General features: G+C 70.8%; 14 protein-coding genes. 4 read left to right on the top strand and 10 right to left on the bottom strand.

All coding sequences use genetic code 11. The annotated features are described in order from the left end of the window. Positions 1 to 111: 111 nt before the first annotated feature. Together ACZ5DS_RS27590 and ACZ5DS_RS27585 are read right to left on the bottom strand one after the other, a co-directional pair. A complete protein-coding gene (locus tag ACZ5DS_RS27590) occupies positions 112 to 1,176 on the bottom strand; it encodes a metallophosphoesterase (RefSeq protein ID WP_468243459.1) in 1,065 nt (354 codons plus the stop codon). Between the two features lie 380 nt (positions 1,177 to 1,556). Further along, the gene (locus tag ACZ5DS_RS27585; protein WP_468243457.1) at positions 1,557 to 2,669 is read right to left on the bottom strand and encodes a LacI family DNA-binding transcriptional regulator; all 1,113 of its coding nucleotides are present in this window, start codon (positions 2,667 to 2,669) and stop codon (positions 1,557 to 1,559) included. Between the two features lie 429 nt (positions 2,670 to 3,098). On the opposite strand from ACZ5DS_RS27585, the gene hisC reads away from it, so the two are divergent. Then, positions 3,099 to 4,178 (top strand): histidinol-phosphate transaminase, encoded by a 1,080-nt coding sequence (hisC, locus tag ACZ5DS_RS27580; protein WP_468243455.1) that lies wholly within the window; start codon positions 3,099 to 3,101, stop codon positions 4,176 to 4,178. A 19-nt stretch (positions 4,179 to 4,197) separates the two neighbouring features. On the opposite strand, the gene ACZ5DS_RS27575 is transcribed toward hisC, so the two are convergent. Beyond that, positions 4,198 to 4,572: a cyclophilin-like fold protein gene (locus tag ACZ5DS_RS27575; RefSeq protein ID WP_468243453.1), complete on the bottom strand. Its 375-nt coding sequence runs from the start codon at positions 4,570 to 4,572 to the stop codon at positions 4,198 to 4,200. A 207-nt stretch (positions 4,573 to 4,779) separates the two neighbouring features. On the opposite strand from ACZ5DS_RS27575, the gene ACZ5DS_RS27570 reads away from it, so the two are divergent. From ACZ5DS_RS27570 to cydD, 3 genes are read left to right on the top strand one after another with little or no spacing between them, the layout of a single operon-like run. Then, positions 4,780 to 6,288: a cytochrome ubiquinol oxidase subunit I gene (locus ACZ5DS_RS27570; RefSeq protein WP_468243451.1), complete on the top strand. Its 1,509-nt coding sequence runs from the start codon at positions 4,780 to 4,782 to the stop codon at positions 6,286 to 6,288. Positions 6,289 to 6,304: 16 nt separating this feature from the next. Beyond that, entirely contained in the window at positions 6,305 to 7,318 is a 1,014-nt protein-coding gene (gene cydB, locus ACZ5DS_RS27565; RefSeq protein WP_468243449.1) for a cytochrome d ubiquinol oxidase subunit II, read from the top strand. Positions 7,319 to 7,377: 59 nt separating this feature from the next. Beyond that, positions 7,378 to 10,884 (top strand): thiol reductant ABC exporter subunit CydD, encoded by a 3,507-nt coding sequence (gene cydD / locus ACZ5DS_RS27560; RefSeq protein WP_468243447.1) that lies wholly within the window; start codon positions 7,378 to 7,380, stop codon positions 10,882 to 10,884. Between the two features lie 156 nt (positions 10,885 to 11,040). On the opposite strand, the gene ACZ5DS_RS27555 is transcribed toward cydD, so the two are convergent. The 7 genes from ACZ5DS_RS27555 to ACZ5DS_RS27525 form a co-directional block, all read right to left on the bottom strand. Beyond that, the gene (locus tag ACZ5DS_RS27555) at positions 11,041 to 11,928 is read right to left on the bottom strand and encodes an HAD-IIB family hydrolase (protein ID WP_468243444.1); all 888 of its coding nucleotides are present in this window, start codon (positions 11,926 to 11,928) and stop codon (positions 11,041 to 11,043) included. Between the two features lie 104 nt (positions 11,929 to 12,032). Next, positions 12,033 to 12,935, bottom strand: a complete 903-nt coding sequence (locus ACZ5DS_RS27550; protein ID WP_468243442.1) for an LLM class flavin-dependent oxidoreductase — start codon at positions 12,933 to 12,935, stop codon at positions 12,033 to 12,035. Positions 12,936 to 12,978: 43 nt separating this feature from the next. Beyond that, entirely contained in the window at positions 12,979 to 13,449 is a 471-nt protein-coding gene (locus tag ACZ5DS_RS27545; protein ID WP_468243439.1) for a hypothetical protein, read from the bottom strand. 21 nt (positions 13,450 to 13,470) lie between these two features. Beyond that, positions 13,471 to 14,019: an RNA 2'-phosphotransferase gene (locus ACZ5DS_RS27540; RefSeq protein ID WP_468243437.1), complete on the bottom strand. Its 549-nt coding sequence runs from the start codon at positions 14,017 to 14,019 to the stop codon at positions 13,471 to 13,473. A 121-nt stretch (positions 14,020 to 14,140) separates the two neighbouring features. Next, on the bottom strand, positions 14,141 to 15,088 hold the full coding sequence (locus ACZ5DS_RS27535) for a MerR family transcriptional regulator (RefSeq protein ID WP_468243435.1): 948 nt from the start codon (positions 15,086 to 15,088) through the stop codon (positions 14,141 to 14,143). Positions 15,089 to 15,211: 123 nt separating this feature from the next. After that, positions 15,212 to 16,969, bottom strand: coding sequence for an SDR family oxidoreductase (locus ACZ5DS_RS27530; RefSeq protein ID WP_468243802.1), 1,758 nt, complete (start codon positions 16,967 to 16,969; stop codon positions 15,212 to 15,214). 11 nt (positions 16,970 to 16,980) lie between these two features. Further along, positions 16,981 to 17,823: a M24 family metallopeptidase gene (locus ACZ5DS_RS27525; RefSeq protein ID WP_468243432.1), complete on the bottom strand. Its 843-nt coding sequence runs from the start codon at positions 17,821 to 17,823 to the stop codon at positions 16,981 to 16,983. Positions 17,824 to 17,851: the final 28 nt, after the last annotated feature.

The raw sequence follows: 17,851 nt of genomic DNA, 5'->3' as shown, positions 1-17,851 counted from the left end.
GCTACGGATAAGCCGATGGTAGAGCCGTGACGGCACACGGTGACAGGGGGTTGCCGGAAATTGCGCGCGACCGGCGCCCGTACGGTAGGGGTCCGTCTGCTGCCTGAACGCTCAGTTGTCCAGGGGAAGTTGCTGGACCAGCAGTTTTCCGGCCATGGTCACGCCGCCGTCCATGGCGATGGCGAGTCCCTCGGCGTAGACGTGCGGTCCCTCGACGACGGGCCCGCCGCCCTCCTCGCCGTCCTCGGAGCCGACCTCGCCGAGCAGATAGGGAATGGGGCTGTGGCCGTGAACGATACGGGTGCCGCCGTACGTATCGAGCAGGGAGCGCACGGCGTCGGCGCCGCCCTCGTCGCGGAAGGAGAAGCGCTTGGTGAACTTGCGGAACAGGTCCCAGCACTCGTCCGCGTCGTTGCGGGTGAGCGTCTCGCGGACGGTGTCGTTGACGGCCTCGATCGAGTCGCCGTAGTCGAGATAGGCGGTGGTGTCGGAGTGCACGAGCAGATACCCGTCGACCTCCTCGACGGCGTCGAGGCGGGCCATCCACTGCAGGTGGTGGTCCTGGAGGCGGTCCATGTCGGTCTTCTGGCCGCCGTTGAGCAGCCAGGCCGCCTGGAAGGTGGCGGTGCCTGCGCCGGAGTTGACGGGCGTGTCGGCGAACCGCTTGGCGCCGAGCAGCAGCAGCTCGTGGTTGCCCATGAGGGCCTTGCAGTAGCCGCCGGCCGCGGCCGCCTCGGCGGACAGCCGCATCACCAGGTCGATGACGCCGATGCCGTCCGGGCCGCGGTCGGTGAAGTCGCCGAGGAACCACAGCCGGGCGGTGCCCGCGCACCACTGCCCCGAGGCGTCGATCAGGCCCTTCTCCTGCAGGGCGGCGACCAGTTCGTCCAGATATCCGTGGACGTCGCCGACGACGTACAGCGGGCCGGGGCCGGTCGAGGGCTGTGGGGCGGAGGCGGCGGGGGCGGGCTCGACGGGGACCTGGAGGGTGTCGCCGCGGTTGATGACGGGCAGGTCGCGCTGGGTGGGCGTGTAGCCCTCGTCCATGGGCGCGAGGGTGTCACCGGAGTGGGCGTGGGCGTACGGACCGGTCTCGTGGACGTAAGCGGGTACCCGGAAGTCGCGCAACGTCGCCGTCCGCTCCACTTCGGGTCCCTGACCGGCCCCCTGAGTCATCAGACCCCTCCACCATCGCGCCGCAGCTGCACCGCTTCGGACTGCCTGGTCGCAGCGGCCCGCGGTGTCGTGGGCCCATCATAGGAATGCGCGTCGCGCCGTGTGATGACCCAGGGGTGGTGAATCGGAACAAGACTCCAGTTCACCGCGGCTTTTCGCCCTGTTTGGGCAGGGGTTCGGCCGGTGTCCCTCCTGCGTCGGCCCCACGACAGCAGGTCGGCCGACCCGTTTGGGCGGCGCGCCGGGCTCTGCGCAGTGACGCGGCCGGCGGGGCGGCCAACCGTATGCCCCGGTCGGACCGCCTCGCGGCGTGCGATCTGGCGTTGCCCGGCGGGCGGTCGTCGCGCGACCGCTGAGCGCCCCGCCGCGCTCCGCCTCCGCTATCCCCCTTCCGGGGTCCGCGGCGGGCTGACGGTCGTGCGCGGGGGACGCCGCTGGGACGAGGTGCGCACGATCAGCTCGGTCGGTATCACCTGCTCGACGGGCTGGTCCGACTCGACGCCCTCGATGGCGTCGATGAGGAGCTGGACCACCGCGGTGCCGATCCGGCGCGGCTTCAGGGAGAGCGTGGTGATGGGCGGCTCGGTGTTGGCGTACACCGTGGACTCGCTGCAGCACACCAGCAGCAGGTCGTCCGGGACGCGCAGGCCGTAGCGGCGGGCGGCGGCGAGCAGATCGGTGCCGTTGGGGTCGAACAGGCCGTAGACGGCGTCGGGCCGGTCGGGGCGGGCCAGCAGTCGGTCGGCGGCGACGGCGCCCGCGCAGGGGTCGTGCGCCGGGTAGGCCTCGTAGACGGGGTCCTGGCCGACGCGCTCGCACCAGCGCAGGTAGGCCGTGGTCGACAGATGGGTGTACGTGTCCGTCGTCGTGCCGGTGAGCAGGCCGATCCGGCGGGCGCCCGCGTCGGCGAGGTGGTCGAGGATGCCGAGGACGGCGGCTTCGTGGTCGTTGTCGACCCAGGCGGTGACCGGGAGCGAGCCCGCGGGGCGGCCGTCGGAGACGACCGGCAGGCCCTGCCGGACGAGTTCGCTGACGACCGGGTCCTGGTCGGAGGGGTCGATGACGACGGTTCCGTCCAGGGCCACGTTGGACCACACGTCGTGGCGGGAGGTCGCGGGCAGGATGACCAGGGCGTAGCCACGGGCGAGCGCGGCCGAGGTGGCGGCCCGTGCCATCTCGGCGAAGTACGCGAACTCGGTGAAGGTGAAAGGTTCATCCCCGTACGTCGTCACGGTCAGGCCGATCAGCCCCGACTTGCCGGTACGGAGGGTGCGGGCGGCGGCCGAGGGGCGGTACCCCAGCCGGTCGGCGACCTCGCGGACATGGCGCCGGGTGGCGTCCGGGAGCCGGCCCTTGCCGTTGAGGGCGTCGGACACGGTCGTGATGGAGACTCCGGCGGCGGCGGCCACGTCTCTGATGCCCGCCCGGCCCGGCCGACTGCCTCGACGTGAGGTTTCCGCGCGGCTCACCTGGTGCTTCCCTGCTGCTGTCATGGCGAGCCGATAGTAGGGCTCATGCGGTGGGGTAGTGCGGACGCATATGCACGCGTTGACAGGCACGTTTCTGCATGGTCATATCGGGTCAACTACCTTAGAAAACAAGTCAGTTGAGCGCTCCCATGGCAAGACGTGTCTTGTCGACGCGCATGGGCCTGCCAAGTGCCCGATGTTTCGAAGAGGTCTCAACTCACCTTCACGGGTGATGCGCGCTACGGCGCGAGCCACCGGCGCATAGATATATGTACGGCGCGCCCCCCGATACGTACGCCTTCGTCTGATGTTGCCCCTGATGCCTGTGGGGTGAATGAGGTCCGCCTCTTGCTGCCCCGAAGCTGTTCGCAGGGGCGCCGAATCCTCATAAGGTGAGCAGTATTGGAAGCCGGCGGCGTCGACGGTCCGCCGGTGGTCGCGAGGAGGACTGCGGTGAGCGAGACGAGCCCCAAGCTGCGCGCCGAGCTGGAGAGTATCCCCACCTACAAGCCGGGCAAGCCTGCCGCGGCCGGCGGGCCGGTCGCCTACAAGCTGTCCTCCAACGAGAACCCGTATCCGCCGCTGCCCGGCGTGATGGAGAGCCTGACCGCGGCCGCCTCCAACTTCAACCGCTACCCGGACATGGCCTGTACGGGGCTGATGAACGAGCTGTCGGATCGCTTCGGTGTCCCGCTCTCCCACCTGGCCACCGGCACCGGCTCGGTGGGTGTCGCCCAGCAGCTGATCCAGGCCACCAGCGGCCCCGGCGACGAGGTGATCTACGCCTGGCGCTCCTTCGAGGCGTACCCGATCATCACGCAGATCAGCGGTGCCCGGTCGGTGCAGGTGCCGCTCACGCCGGGCGATGTGCACGACCTGGACGCGATGGCGGACGCGATCACCGACCGGACCCGTCTGATCTTCGTCTGCAACCCCAACAACCCGACCGGCACGGTGGTGCGACGGGCCGAGCTGGAACGGTTCCTCGACCGGGTGCCCGGCGATGTACTGGTGGTGCTGGACGAGGCCTACCGCGAGTTCATCCGCGACCCCGAGGTACCCGACGGTGTCGAGCTGTACCGGAAGCGCCCCAACGTCTGCGTCCTGCGCACGTTCTCCAAGGCGTACGGCCTCGCCGGGCTGCGTGTCGGTTTCGCGATCGGCCATGAGCCGGTGGCGGCGGCGCTGCGCAAGACGGCGGTGCCCTTCGGTGTCAGCCAGCTCGCGCAGGAGGCGGCGATCGCCTCGCTGCGCGCCGAGGACGAACTGCTGGGCCGGGTCGGCTCGCTGGTGTGCGAGCGCACGCGCGTGGTCGACGCGCTGCGCGCCCAGGGGTGGACGGTGCCGGATGCCCAGGCCAACTTCGTGTGGCTGCGGCTGGGGGAGCGCACGGTCGCGTTCGCGGCGGCGTGCGAGGAGCACGGTGTGGTGGTCCGGCCGTTCCCGGGCGAGGGTGTGCGGGTGACGGTCGGGGAGACCGAGGCGAACGACATCTTCCTGAAGGTGGCGGAAGCGTTCCGCAAGGAGCTGTAGCTCCGGTCGAGCAGTAGCTCTACTCGTCGATCAGTTCCACGCGTATGGGGTCGCCGTCTCGCACGGTCGCCAGGACAGCGGCGTCCCCGTCCACGTGTCCCAGCACATTGCACGGGCTCGCGAGGCGGCACTCGTCGCCTCGCGAGATCGGCGTGGGGCCGTAGGGGAGGGCGAGCGCGTCGCCGTCCGTCCAGAAGGCCACCGTGCCCGGCTCGACCACCTGCCGGGCGTCCGTTTCACGTGAAACGGACACACCCGTGTCGAAATAGACCTCCTCGCCCCAGGTGTGGGCGGTGGAGACGAGCGGCAGCTCCTTGCCGAGGGCCTGTGTGGTCGGTGTGTTCTCAAGGGTCGCGGTGAGATGGCCCGCAGGCCACGAGATCCGTATCTGCATGGCGCGCAATTCAACAAGATGTTGAAGTCGCTGCCAAGGCCTTGACGTCACGGCAAAGGGGGGACCCCCCTTCGGTCGCCGAAAATCAGTGCGTCATAATGGCTTGTGAATGTGAACGCGTTCACAAGCTTGCCCGGTTGCTCCCGTGATGTGCGTGACAAAAGGGGCAAGCTGCCCGCTACCACAGCGGAGTAAGGAGCTGACGACGTGGATTTGGCTTTGGCGCCGGAGACACTGGCGCGCTGGCAGTTCGGCATCACCACCGTCTACCACTTCCTGTTCGTCCCGCTGACGATCTCCCTGGCCGCGCTCACCGCAGGGCTCCAGACGGCCTGGGTGCGCACGGAGAAGGAGAAGTACCTCCGCGCGACGAAGTTCTGGGGCAAGCTCTTCCTGATCAACATCGCGATGGGCGTGGTCACCGGCATCGTGCAGGAGTTCCAGTTCGGTATGAACTGGTCGGACTACTCGCGCTTCGTCGGTGACATCTTCGGCGCCCCGCTCGCCTTCGAGGCCCTGATCGCGTTCTTCTTCGAGTCCACCTTCATCGGCCTGTGGATCTTCGGCTGGGACAAGCTGCCCAAGAAGATCCACCTGGCCTGCATCTGGATGGTCTCGATCGGCACGATCCTGTCGGCGTACTTCATCCTGGCGGCCAACTCCTGGATGCAGCACCCCGTCGGCTACAAGATCGACAAGGTGAAGGGGCGTGCCGAGCTGACCGACTTCTGGGCCGTGCTGACCCAGAACACCGCGCTCAGCCAGGCCTTCCACACCCTGTCCGCGGCATTCCTGACCGGCGGCGCCTTCATGGTGGGCATCGCCGCCTTCCATCTGTCGCGCAGGAAGCACATCCGCGAGATGAAGACCTCGCTGCGGCTCGGTCTGATCACCGTGGTCATCGCCGGCCTGCTGACCGCGGTCAGCGGTGACGTGCTCGGCAAGGTCATGTTCAAGCAGCAGCCGATGAAGATGGCGGCCGCCGAGGCGCTGTGGGACGGCCAGAAGCCCGCGCCGTTCTCGATCTTCGCCTACGGTGACGTGGAGAAGGGCCACAACACCGTGGCCATAGAGGTCCCGGGCCTGCTGTCGTTCCTCGCCAACGACGACTTCACCTCGTACGTCCCGGGCATCAACGACGTGAACAAGGCCGAGCAGCAGAAGTTCGGGCCCGGCGACTACCGGCCCAACATCCCCGTCGCCTTCTGGGGCTTCCGCTGGATGATCGGCTTCGGCATGGCCTCCTTCGCCATCGGTCTCGCGGGGCTGTGGCTGACCCGGAAGAAGTTCATGCTGCCGCAGCACCTGAGGGTCGGCGACGACGAGGTGCCGCACCTGGTCCTGTTCAAGAACAGGGCGCTCGGCCCGCAGCTGACCACCTGGTACTGGCGCATCGCGATCTGGACCCTGGCCTTCCCGCTGATCGCCAACTCCTGGGGCTGGATCTTCACCGAGATGGGCCGTCAGCCGTGGGTCGTCTACGGCGTCCTGCAGACCCGGGACGCGGTCTCCCCCGGTGTCTCCCAGGGCGAGATTCTCACCTCGATGATCGTCTTCACCGCGCTGTACGCGATCCTCGCCGTCGTCGAGGTCAAGCTGCTCGTGAAGTACGTCAAGGCCGGCCCGCCCGAGCTGACCGAGGCCGACCTCAACCCGCCCACGAAGATCGGCGGCGACACCCGTGACGCCGACAAGCCGATGGCCTTCTCGTACTAGGCCGGAGGGAACAGTCATGGAACTTCACGACGTCTGGTTCGTCCTGATCGCCGTCCTGTGGACCGGCTACTTCTTCCTGGAGGGCTTCGACTTCGGGGTCGGCATCCTCACCAAGCTGCTCGCCCGGAACCGGCCCGAGCGCCGGGTGCTGATCAACACCATCGGGCCCGTCTGGGACGGCAACGAGGTGTGGCTGCTCACCGCGGGCGGTGCGACCTTCGCCGCCTTCCCGGAGTGGTACGCCACCCTCTTCTCCGGATTCTATCTACCGCTGCTGGTCATCCTGGTCTGCCTGATCGTCCGGGGCGTGGCCTTCGAGTACCGGGCGAAGCGGCCCGAGGAGAACTGGCAGCGCAACTGGGAGCATGCGATCTTCTGGACCTCGCTGATCCCGGCGTTCCTGTGGGGCGTGGCCTTCGGGAACATCGTGCGGGGTGTGAAGATCGACCAGCACTTCGAGTACGTCGGCACCCTCGGGGACCTGCTCAACCCGTACGCCATGCTCGGCGGCCTGGTGACGCTGACCCTGTTCACCTTCCACGGGGCGGTGTTCACCGCGCTGAAGACCGTGGGGGACATCCGACTGCGGGCACGGAAGCTGGCGCTGCGGGTCGGTCTTGTCGCGGCCGTCCTGGCGCTCGGATTCCTGCTGTGGACGCAGGCCCACAGCGGGGACGGCAAGAGCCTGGTGGCCCTGATCGTGGCGGTCGCTGCTCTGGCGGCCGCTCTGGTGGCCAACCAGATGGGGCGCGAGGGATGGGCGTTCGCGCTGTCCGGCGTGACCATCGTGGCGTCCGTGGCGATGCTCTTCCTGTCGCTCTTCCCGAACGTCATGCCGTCCACGCTCAACGCGGACTGGAGCCTCACGGTCACCAATGCCTCGTCGAGCCCCTACACCCTGAAGATCATGACGTGGTTGGCGGCCGTCGCCACGCCGCTCGTCCTGCTGTACCAGGGCTGGACCTACTGGGTGTTCCGCAAGCGGATCGGTACGGAGCACATCGCTCCTGACGCTGCCGCCGCACACTGAGTCCGCCGAGGGTGTGTTTCACGTGAAACACACCCTCTGGACCGAAGGGCATGTTTCACGTGAAACCGATCGATCCGCGTCTCCTCCGGTATGCCCGCGCCACCCGCATCTTCCTGGTGGCGGTTGTCGGTCTGGGGGCCGTCGGCGCCGGGCTGGTCATCGCCCAGGCGATGCTCGTCGCCGACGTGGTGGTCGGAGCGTTCCAGCACGGGCGGTCCGTCGCTGAACTGTCCACTCCTCTGCTGCTGTTGGCCGCGGTGGCCGTGGGCCGATCGGTCGTCGCGTGGCTCACAGAACTCGCGGCACACCGCGCGAGCGCGGCTGTGAAGTCGGAGCTGCGAGGGCGGCTGCTGGAGCGCGCAGCCCGGCTCGGCCCCGGATGGCTGAGCGGGCAGCGGACCGGCTCGCTGGTCACCCTGGCCACACGGGGGGTCGATGCCCTGGACGACTACTTCTCGCGCTATCTCCCGCAGTTGGGGCTCGCGGTGGTCGTCCCGGTGGCCGTGCTGGCGCGGATCGTCACCGAGGACTGGGTGTCGGCGGCGATCATCGTCGGCACCCTGCCGCTCATCCCTCTCTTCATGATGCTGATCGGCTGGGCCACCCAGTCCCGGATGGACCGTCAGTGGCGGCTGCTGTCCCGGCTGTCCGGGCACTTCCTGGACGTGGTCGCCGGGTTGCCCACCCTGAAGGTGTTCGGCCGGGCCAAGGCGCAGGCCGAGTCCATCCGCCGGATCACCGGCGAGTACCGCCAGGCCACCCTGCGGACTCTGCGGATCGCGTTCCTCTCCTCGTTCGCCCTGGAATTGCTGGCCACCCTGTCGGTCGCACTGGTCGCCGTGACCATCGGCATGCGCCTGGTCCACGGCGACATGGACCTGTACATCGGCCTGGTGATCCTGGTGCTGGCGCCCGAGGCGTATCTGCCGCTGCGGCAGGTGGGGGCGCAGTACCACGCGGCGGCGGAGGGCCTCGCCGCGGCGGAGGAGATCTTCGCCGTGCTGGAGACGCCGGTACCGGCGTCCGGGACCGCGGCGGTGCCCGAGGGCCCGTTGGCCTTCGAGGGCGTGACGGTCCGCTACCCGGGGCGCTCGACCGATGCCGTGGCCGCCGCGTCCTTCACCGTTGAGCCCGGCGAGACCGTGGCCCTCGTCGGACCGAGCGGCGCGGGCAAGTCGACGCTGCTGAACGTGCTGCTGGGGTTCGTACGGCCCACCGAGGGCCGGGTGCGGGTCGGAGGAACCGATCTCGCGGACGTCGACGTGGAGGAGTGGCGGTCGCGGATCGCGTGGGTACCGCAGCGGCCGCACCTGTACGCCGGGACCATCGCGGAGAACGTACGGCTCGCACGGCCCGACGCGGACGACGCGGCCGTGCGCCGGGCGCTGCGGGACGCGGGCGCGCTGGAGTTCGTGGACGCGCTGCCCGAAGGGGCCGACGCGGTGCTCGGCGAGGACGGGGCCGGGCTGTCCGCCGGCCAGCGGCAGCGGCTCGCGCTGGCCAGGGCCTTCCTCGCCGACCGGCCCGTGCTGCTGCTGGACGAGCCGACGGCCGCGCTGGACGGGGCGACGGAGGCCGAGGTCGTGGCTGCGGTGCAGAGGCTTGCGGCGGGCCGCACGGTGCTGCTTGTTGTGCATCGGCCGGCGCTGCTGGAGGTTGCCGATCGGGTGGTACGGCTGGAGGGCGCGGAATCGATGGCGCACCGGGCGGACGCCGGGCCTCCCAGGGGGCTCCGCCTTCCCCCGCCCGCCACCCCACTCGCTCAGCTGGAAAGTGGCCCGGCAGAACAGCCCCCGGCACGTCCTGGGAGTGCCCTTGCCCGGGTCCGGGGACTCGCCGGCCCCCGGCGCGGCAGGCTCCTGCTCGCGCTGCTGCTCGGGACCCTCGCACTCGGCAGTGCCGTCGGGCTGATGGCCACCTCAGGCTGGCTCATCTCGCGGGCCTCGCAACAGCCGCCGGTGCTCTATCTGATGGTGGCCGTGACGGCCACGCGGGCCTTCGGGATCGGGCGGGCCGTCTTCCGGTACGCCGAGCGGCTGGTGTCGCACGACGCCGTGCTGCGGATGCTGGCCGACACCCGGGTCGCCGTCTACCGGCGGCTGGAGCGGCTGGCGCCCGCGGGGCTGCGGACGGCCCGGCGCGGTGACCTGCTCACGCGCCTGGTGGCCGATGTGGACGCGCTCCAGGACTACTGGCTGCGGTGGCTGCTGCCCGCAGGCGTCGCCGTTGCCGTCTCCACCGCCTCGGTCGCCTTCACGGCCTGGCTCCTGCCCGAGGCAGGCGCCGCACTCGCGGCGGGCCTGCTCGCGGCCGGTGCCGGCGTTCCCCTGGTCACCGCGGCCGCGGCCCGGCGGGCCGAGCGACGGCTGGCACCCGCCCGAGGAGTGCTCGCGTCGCGGGTGACCGACCTGCTGACCGGCACCGCCGAACTGACCGTCGCCGGCGCGCTGCCGGCCCGGACGAACGCGGCCCGGCAGGCCGACGGCACGCTCACCCGGATCGCCTCGCGTGCCGCCGCCGTCACCGCGCTCGGGGACGGGCTCACCGCGCTGATCTCCGGACTGACCGTCACGGCCAGTGCGCTGCTCGGCGCCCAGGCGGTGGCTGCGGGCCGGCTCGGCGGGGTGGCGATGGCCGTGGTCGTCCTCACCCCGCTGGCCGCCTTCGAGGCCGTACTGGGGCTGCCGCTCGCCGTGCGCTACCGGCAGCGGGTGCGCCGGAGCGCCGAGCGCGTGTACGAGGTGCTGGACGCGCCGGAGCCCGTACAGGAGCCGGAGCGGCCCCGGCAGGCGCCCGCCTCGCCCTTCCCGGTCGTGGTCAGGGGCCTGGCCGCCCGGCACGCCGGGCAGCAGGTGGACGCGCTCGCCGGGTTCGACCTCACGCTGGAGCAGGGCCGCCGGATCGCCGTGGTCGGCTCCTCCGGCTCCGGCAAGACGACCCTCGCCCAGGTGCTGCTGCGGTTCCTCGACCCGGGGGCGGGCTCGTACACGCTCGCCGGTGTGGACGCGTACGCGCTCGACGGCGACGACGTACGACGGTTCGTCGGGCTGTGTGCCCAGGACGCGCACCTCTTCGACAGCAGCGTGCGCGAGAACCTGCTGCTCGCCCGGAAGGACGCCACCGAGGCCGACCTGCGCGACGCGCTGGCCCGGGCCCGGCTGCTGGACTGGGTGGAGGGGCTGCCCGACGGACTGGACACGCTCGTCGGCGAGCACGGGGCACGGCTGTCCGGCGGGCAGCGCCAGCGCCTCGCACTGGCCCGTGCGCTGCTCGCCGACTTCCCTGTCCTGGTCCTGGACGAGCCCGCCGAGCACCTGGACCTGCCGACGGCGGACGCGGTCACCGCGGATCTGCTGGCCGCCACCGAGGGACGTACGACGCTGCTGATCACTCATCGGCTGGCGGGGCTCGACGCGGTGGACGAGGTGGTCGTGCTCGATGCCGGCCGGGTCGTGCAGCGCGGGACGTACGCGCAACTGGCCGCCGTGGACGGGCCGCTGCGGGCCATGGCGCGGCGGGAGGCGGCGGCGGAGTCCCTGGTGGGGGCCGTGACGGGAGCGCGGTGACGGTGGCACCGGTGCCTCACTCCAGAGGAACCTCAAGCGCCACGCCGAGTCCGTCGGCGGCGGGACGACGGTGGTGTGGGAGGCCCCGGTACTAGGGCCTGATCCGCCGGACAGGCCCCAGCGCCCCTGCGCAAGCCCCGTGCCGGCGCAGCGGGGTCAGAAGCGTTCGGTGATCATCCGCTCGATCACGACCGCCACGCCGTCCTCGTTGTTGGCGACCGTGCGGCCCGAGGCGGCGGTGACGACGTCCGGGTGGGCGTTGCCCATCGCGTACGACTGACCGGCCCAGGTCAGCATCTCGACGTCGTTGGGCATGTCCCCGAAGGCGACGACCTCCGCGGGCGAGATGCCGCGCTCGGCGCAGCACAGGGCGAGCGTGCTGGCCTTGGAGACCCCCGGGCCGCTGAGTTCCAGCAGGGCGCTGGGGCTGGAGCGGGTGACGTTGGCGCGGTCGCCGATCGCGAGGCGGGCGAGGGCGAGGAAGGCGTCCGGGTCGAGGTCGGGGTGGTAGGCGAGGATCTTGAGTACGGGCTGGTCGGCGTCCGGACCGTCGGCCGCGAGGAGGTCCTCGGCGGGCAGGAGGTTGTCCGGTATCTCCATGTGCAGCTTGGGATAGGCCGGCTCCTGGTGGAAGCCGTACGTCTGCTCGATCGCGAACACCGTCCCGGGCGCCGCGCCGCGCAGCAGCCGTACGGCGTCCAGCGCGTTCTCCCGGGCCAGTTCGCGCACCTTCACGAAACGGTGGGCGCCGGGGCCGCCGTGCAGGTCGACCACGGCGGCGCCGTTGCCGCAGATCGCCAGGCCGTGGCCGTGGACGTGGTCGCTGACGACGTCCATCCAGCGGGCCGGGCGGCCGGTGACGAAGAAGACCTCGATGCCCGCCGCCTCGGCGGCGGCCAGCGCGGCGACCGTCCTCGGGGAGACCGACTTGTCGTCGCGCAGCAGAGTGCCGTCGAGGTCGGTGGCGATCAGCCGCGGCGGCAGGGCCGCGGCCGGGGTCCCGGGCTGTCTGGTCGCTGAGGTCACCGCGCCATTCTCGCGCATATGCCAACACGGACGTGCGGGAGTTCGCACAGATGAGTCCACCGCCACATCGCGGACGCCGACGGGCACATCACAGACGCCGACGGGCGACGGCTGTCACCGGGTCACGCCAGCTGGGCGGGCGCCTCCATGGCGATCTGCTCGAAGACCTTCTCGTCCGCGGCGAAGTCCGAGTCCGGGATGGGCCAGTGGATCACGATCTCGGTGAAGCCCAGCTCCTGGTGGCGGCCGGCGAAGTCCACGAAGGCGTCCAGGGACGCGAGCGGTCGGCCGCGGTCCGGGGTGAAGCCGGTGAGCAGGACCTTGTCCAGCTCGGACACGTCCCGGTCGGCCGCCGCGCACGCCTCGGACAGCTTCGCCATCTGGCCGCGCAGCGCCTCTACCGACTGCTCCGGGGTGCCGTTCTCGTACAGCTTCGGGTCGCCCGTGGTCACCCAGGCCTGTCCGTGGCGCGCGACGAGCTTCAGGCCGCGCGGGCCGGTGGCCGCCACCGCGAAGGGCAGCCGGGGGCGCTGGACGCAGCCGGGGATGTTGCGCGCCTCGTGCGCCGAGTAGAACCGGCCCTCGTGCGTCACCGCGTCCTCGGTGAGCAGCCGGTCGAGCAGCGGCACGAACTCGGCGAACCGGTCGGCGCGCTCGCGCGGCGTCCACGGCTCCTGGCCGAGGGCGGTCGCGTCGAAGCCGGTGCCGCCCGCGCCGATGCCCAGGGTGACGCGGCCGCCGGAGATGTCGTCCAGGGAGATCAGTTCCTTGGCGAGGGTCACCGGGTGCCGGAAGTTGGGGGAGGTGACCAGCGTGCCGAGGCGGAGCCGCTCGGTGGCGGCCGCGGCGGCGGTCAGCGTCGGTATGGCACCGAACCACGGGCCGTCGCGGAAGCTGCGCCAGGACAGGTGGTCGTAGGTGTACGCGGTGTGGAAGCCGAGCTGCTCGGCCCGCACCCAGGCCGAACGGCCGCCCTCGCTCCAGCGGCGGTACGGCAGGATCACGGTGCTCAGACGCAGACTCATGCGTCCGAGAGTACGGGGCTCCTGTGACGATGCCCGAAATCGGTCACCGTACGTGCCTGCTGAGCCACGGGCTGAGCAGGACCATCGGGATGTACTCCGTGTACGTCCGGTCACCGGGCAGCGGTACGACGAGGCGGTAGCCAGGCGGAAAGCGCCGGACCCTGACGTGCGCGAGGCCGCCGAAGACGGAGCGGAGGAAGGCGGGGACGTCGTCGCGTGCGATGTCGTCGCACTGGACGCCCTCGACGGTGATCCGCGCGTCGTCCTCGGGGTAGAGCCGCACGCTGACCCGGGGCAGGCCGCCGAACTCCACGTACGCCTCGTGCGGAAGGGAGCCGTCCGGGTCGGTGGTGACGCCGACGCCCGCAGCGCTGCGGCGCGAGGTCTGGTCGGCGCCGATGTCGTGGGTCACCTCGATCTCGCGCGCGTACTCGGCGGCGAGGGCACGCAGGGCGGTGACGGCGGCTTCGGTGGTGGGCAGGTGTTCCGGCGAGTGGTCCATACCACTGATCATGAAGGATGCCCGGCCCCCACGTCAGTGCGGCTCGGAAAACCGCAGGTAGCGGGGTGGCACCACGCTGGTGAGCCAGACTCCGTTCGCGCTGATGTGGAAGACGTGGCCGTCGCGATGCATGGCACCGGCGTCCACGGTGAGCACGACGGGGCGGCCGCGGCGGGCGCCGACTCGGGTCGCGGTCTCGCGGTCGGCCGAGAGGTGGACGTCGTGCCTGTTCATGGGCCTGAGGCCCTCGATCCGGATCGCGTCCAGGTTGCGGGCCACGGTGCCGTGGTAGAGGTACGGCGGCGGGGTCGCCGGGGGCAGGCCGAGGTCGACCTCGATGCTGTGGCCCTGGCTGGCGCGGATCCTCGTGCCCTCGATCGCGAAGCGCTGCTTGTCGTTGGCGGCCACCACGTGGTCGAGTTCCTCGCGGGTGAACCGGAAGCCGTGTGCGGCGGCCGCGGCGATCAGCGTGTCGATCTCCACCCAGCCGGCCGGGTCGAGCGTGAGGCCGATGCGTTCGGGCTGGTGGCGGAGGTGTTTCGAGAGGTACTTCGACACCTTCACGGTGCGTCTTTCGTCCATGTCTCCAGGGTGCGGGAGAGACGAGGATCACGCAGGTTGTTTTCCGCCCCGGGTTTGGTCCACAGCCAAGTGCAGTTATCCACAGGGGAATTGGAGAAAGTGTGGACAACTGATGGGCCGTTCAGGATGATTCGCCAACGTCGGTGTGGGGATGCCTCGGTGGGGCGAGGTCGTCCAACGATCTTGTGTTGACCTCCCGTTCCGCTGCCAGTGCGATGAATGTGGCCGTTTGGTCGTGGCCAACGAGGCGTTCTACAGCGCTGATCGTCTCTGCGGGCAGGTCGATGGAGCGGGTCCTGGTGCTCGGCTCCGTGGTCTTCTCGGGGCCGAGGTGATCGCGCAGGTGCTGGATCGCGAAGACGCGCATCGCACGGGCCAGTTCGGCATCCACCGCATGCTGGGCCAGGGGCCGGAGCCGGCGTACCAGTGAGGCTGCTTCTGCCGCGTGGGCGTCGGTGCGGTGGGTGGGATCGTCCAGGTAGCGGGCGAAGACGTACTCGGTGGTGAACTCCAGGAAACGGGCGGCTATGTGCTCCACCTGGCCCCTCAACTCCCGCAGGTGGCCCGAGATCGCGGACAGCGGTACTCCGGCCGCGTGCAACTCGGCTGCCACGGACAGCTCTTGGGGGCTCGGTACGAGGAAGGTGTCGGGGGCGCCGTCGATCGCTTCCAGTACGCCGAGTTCGACCGCATCGGCCACGGCGTCCTCGTCGGGGGCGCCGCCGAAGCGGGCGTCCAGTTCGGGGCGGGTGATGCGGGCCGGTTCCTCGTCGGTCCAGGGGCCCTCCACCTCGGTGACCAGGCCGAGGATGCCGCCGAGGCCGCGGCCGGTGTCCCAGGCGTCCAGGAGGTCCTTGATCGAGGCGAGGGTGTAGCCGCGGTCGAGGAGGTGGGTGATCTGGTGGAGGCGGGTGAGGTGGATGTCGGAGTAGAGGTTGGCGCGGCCGCGGCGTTCCGGGCGGGGGAGGAGGCCTTTGTCCTGGTAGGCGCGGATCGTTCTTACGGTGGTGTGGGTGTGGTGGGCCAGGTCTTCGATGCGGTACGTCTTGTGGGGCGGGGGGTCGGTCATGTGGGGGTTCCTTGGCTGGTGACCGGGGTGGGGCTGGGCGGGGGTGGGTTTCGCTCGCCCGCCCCGAGCGGCACGACTGCTCGCAGCTACGGCGACGGGGTTGCCGCTGCGCCGCCCAGCCGTCTACAGCCTCGGCTCCACCCTCGCGATCCCCCTCAACACCCCCGGCATGAACCGCGACAGCAGATGCGCGCCTCGGGCCTCCGGTGTCACCGGTACCACCGCCTTGTTGTGGGTCACCGCGTCCAGGACGGCCTTGGCGACCTTCTCCGGTGGGTAGTTGCGCAGGCCGTACAGGCGGGCCGAGTGTTTCTGGCGGCGGCGTTCCTCGGCCTCGTCGACGCCCGTGAAGCGGGCCGTGGAGGTGATGTTGGTATTGACGAAGCCGGGGCAGATCGCCGTGACTCCGATGTCCTGGGAGGCCAGTTCGGCGCGCAGGCACTCGGAGAGCATCAGGACCGCCGCCTTGGACGTGCTGTAGGCGGGCAGCGCCCGGGAGGGCTGGTAGGCGGCCGCCGAGGCGATGTTGACGATGTGGCCGCCCTGGCCGCGTTCGGCCATGCGCGCCCCGAAGAGGCGGCAGCCGTGGATCACGCCCCAGAGGTTGACGTCCAGGACCCTGCGCCAGTCGTCGGTGGTCGTGGTGAAGAACGAGCCCGACAGGCCGATCCCCGCGTTGTTGACCAGCACGTCCAGCACGCCGTACGCGCGGTGCACCTTCTCGGCGAGCTTCTCCATGGCCTGCTCGTCGGAGACGTCTGCCGTCTCCGCCCAGGCCTCGGGCGCGCCGATCAGCCGGGACAGCTCGGCGGTGCGGGCGGCTGCCTCGGCGTCGCGGTCGACGGCCACCACGCGCGCGCCGGCCTCCGCGAACGCGAACGCCGTGGCCCGGCCGATGCCGCTGCCGGCACCGGTGACCAGGACCAGCTGCCCGCCGAACCGGTCGCCGTGGCGGCCGGTGGCGGTCGGCTCGGGACGGCCGCCCTCCACGGACGTCACGAACTCCTCGATCCAGGCAGCCACCTGGTCGGGACGCGTGCGCGGGATCCAGTGCTTGGCCGGGAGCGTGCGGCGGGTCAGCTGGGGCACCCACCGGTCGAGGTCGTCGTACAGGCGCTCCGAAAGGAACGCGTCCCCCTGGGGCGTGATGAGCTGCACGGGCGCGTGCGCGTACGCGTCGGGGCGCGGCCTGCGCAGCCGGGCGCGGACGTTGTCCCGGTACAGCCAGGCGCCGTGGGCCGCGTCCGAGGGCAGGGACGAGGTCGGGTAGCCGTCACCGGGGACCTTCTCGACCCGCTGGAGGATCTTCGGCCAGCGCTTGCCGAGCGGGCCGCGCCAGGCCAGCTCCGGCAGGGCGGGGGTGTGCAGCAGGTAGACGTACCAGGACTTGGCGCCCTGGCCGAGGAGCTGGCCCACCCGGCGGGGCGTGGGGCGCTTCATCCGGGCGTTGATCCAGTGCCCGAAGTGGTCGAGGGACGGGCCGGACATCGAGGTGAAGGAGGCGATACGGCCCTCCGTGCGGCCCACGGTGACGAACTCCCAGGACTGCACCGAGCCCCAGTCGTGGCCGACCAGGTGCACCGGGCGGTCCGGGCTCACCGCGTCCACGACCGCCAGGAAGTCGTCCGTGAGCTTGGCCAGGGTGAAGCCGCCGCGCAGCGGCTGCGGTGCCGTGGAGCTGCCGTGGCCGCGGACGTCGTACAGGACGACATGAAATCCGCAGCGGTCGGCGAGGCGGACGGCGACCTCCGACCAGACCTCCTTGCTGTCCGGGTAGCCGTGCACCAGCACCACCGTCGGCTGCTCCGGGTCCCCCAGCTCGGCCACGCACAGCTCGACCCCGCCGGTGTGCACCCGGCGCTCACGCGCACCCTTCAGCATCGAAGGTGTCGTCACTTCGCCTCCGCCCAGCGCCGCACGTGCGGCAGATCGTCGTCCAGCCAGAACGCGCTCTGCTCGGGGTCCCGGGAGTCGGTGACCACCAGGATCTCCTCGAACTTCGCGCCCGTACCCCGGAAGCCGAGGTGGGGTTCGACCGCCCACAGGCCCGGCTGCGGCGGGTGGTCGGAGAAGCGGTACGGCGACCACAGGGGCGACCAGCCCTCGCGGTGGCCGTGCAGGGCGTCGGCGGCCAGGCCCTTGAGCGACTGGGTGCCGAACCCGAACAGGTGCGGGGACCAGCGGCGCTGTTTCACCCGGTCCACCTTGTGGGCGATCACGCCGAAGGGATACGCCCGGTGCCGGTTGGCGTAACCCTGGCGGACCATGAGGCGGTCCACGTTCTCGTAGATCTCGCGCAGCGGCCGCCGCTCGCGCACCTCGCGCAGGATCAGCTCCCGGTGCGCCTCCAGGTCGGCCAGCAGCCGGTCCTGCACCGGGTTGACGCCGAGGGAGCCCGAATAGCCGATGTCGGCCGTGTAACCCTCGTACACCGGGGCCATGTCCAGGATGAACGGCATCCCGGGCTCCAGGGCGCGGTCGGTCGGGAAGAACTGCAGCGGGATGCGGAAGTTGACGAACGCCGTGCGGTCGCCGAACCAGGCGAAGGGCAGGTGGAACCAGTCCCGCACCCCCCGCTCGCGCAGCCACTCGCGCTGCATCCGGGCCGCCTCGCGCTCGGTCACGCCCGGTTCGAGGCGTGCCGCGACCGCCTCCGCGCACTCGTAGGCGAGGCGCTGCACCCGCCTGAACCCCTCCAGCTCCACGGAGAGTTCGCTGCTCACTGCCGTCGTCATGCCGCCCCGTCCCGTCGTCCCATCGGCT

The sequence above is a fragment of the Streptomyces sp. NPDC031100 genome, from assembly GCF_055570785.1.
This window is presented reverse-complemented; position numbering and strand designations above follow the sequence as displayed.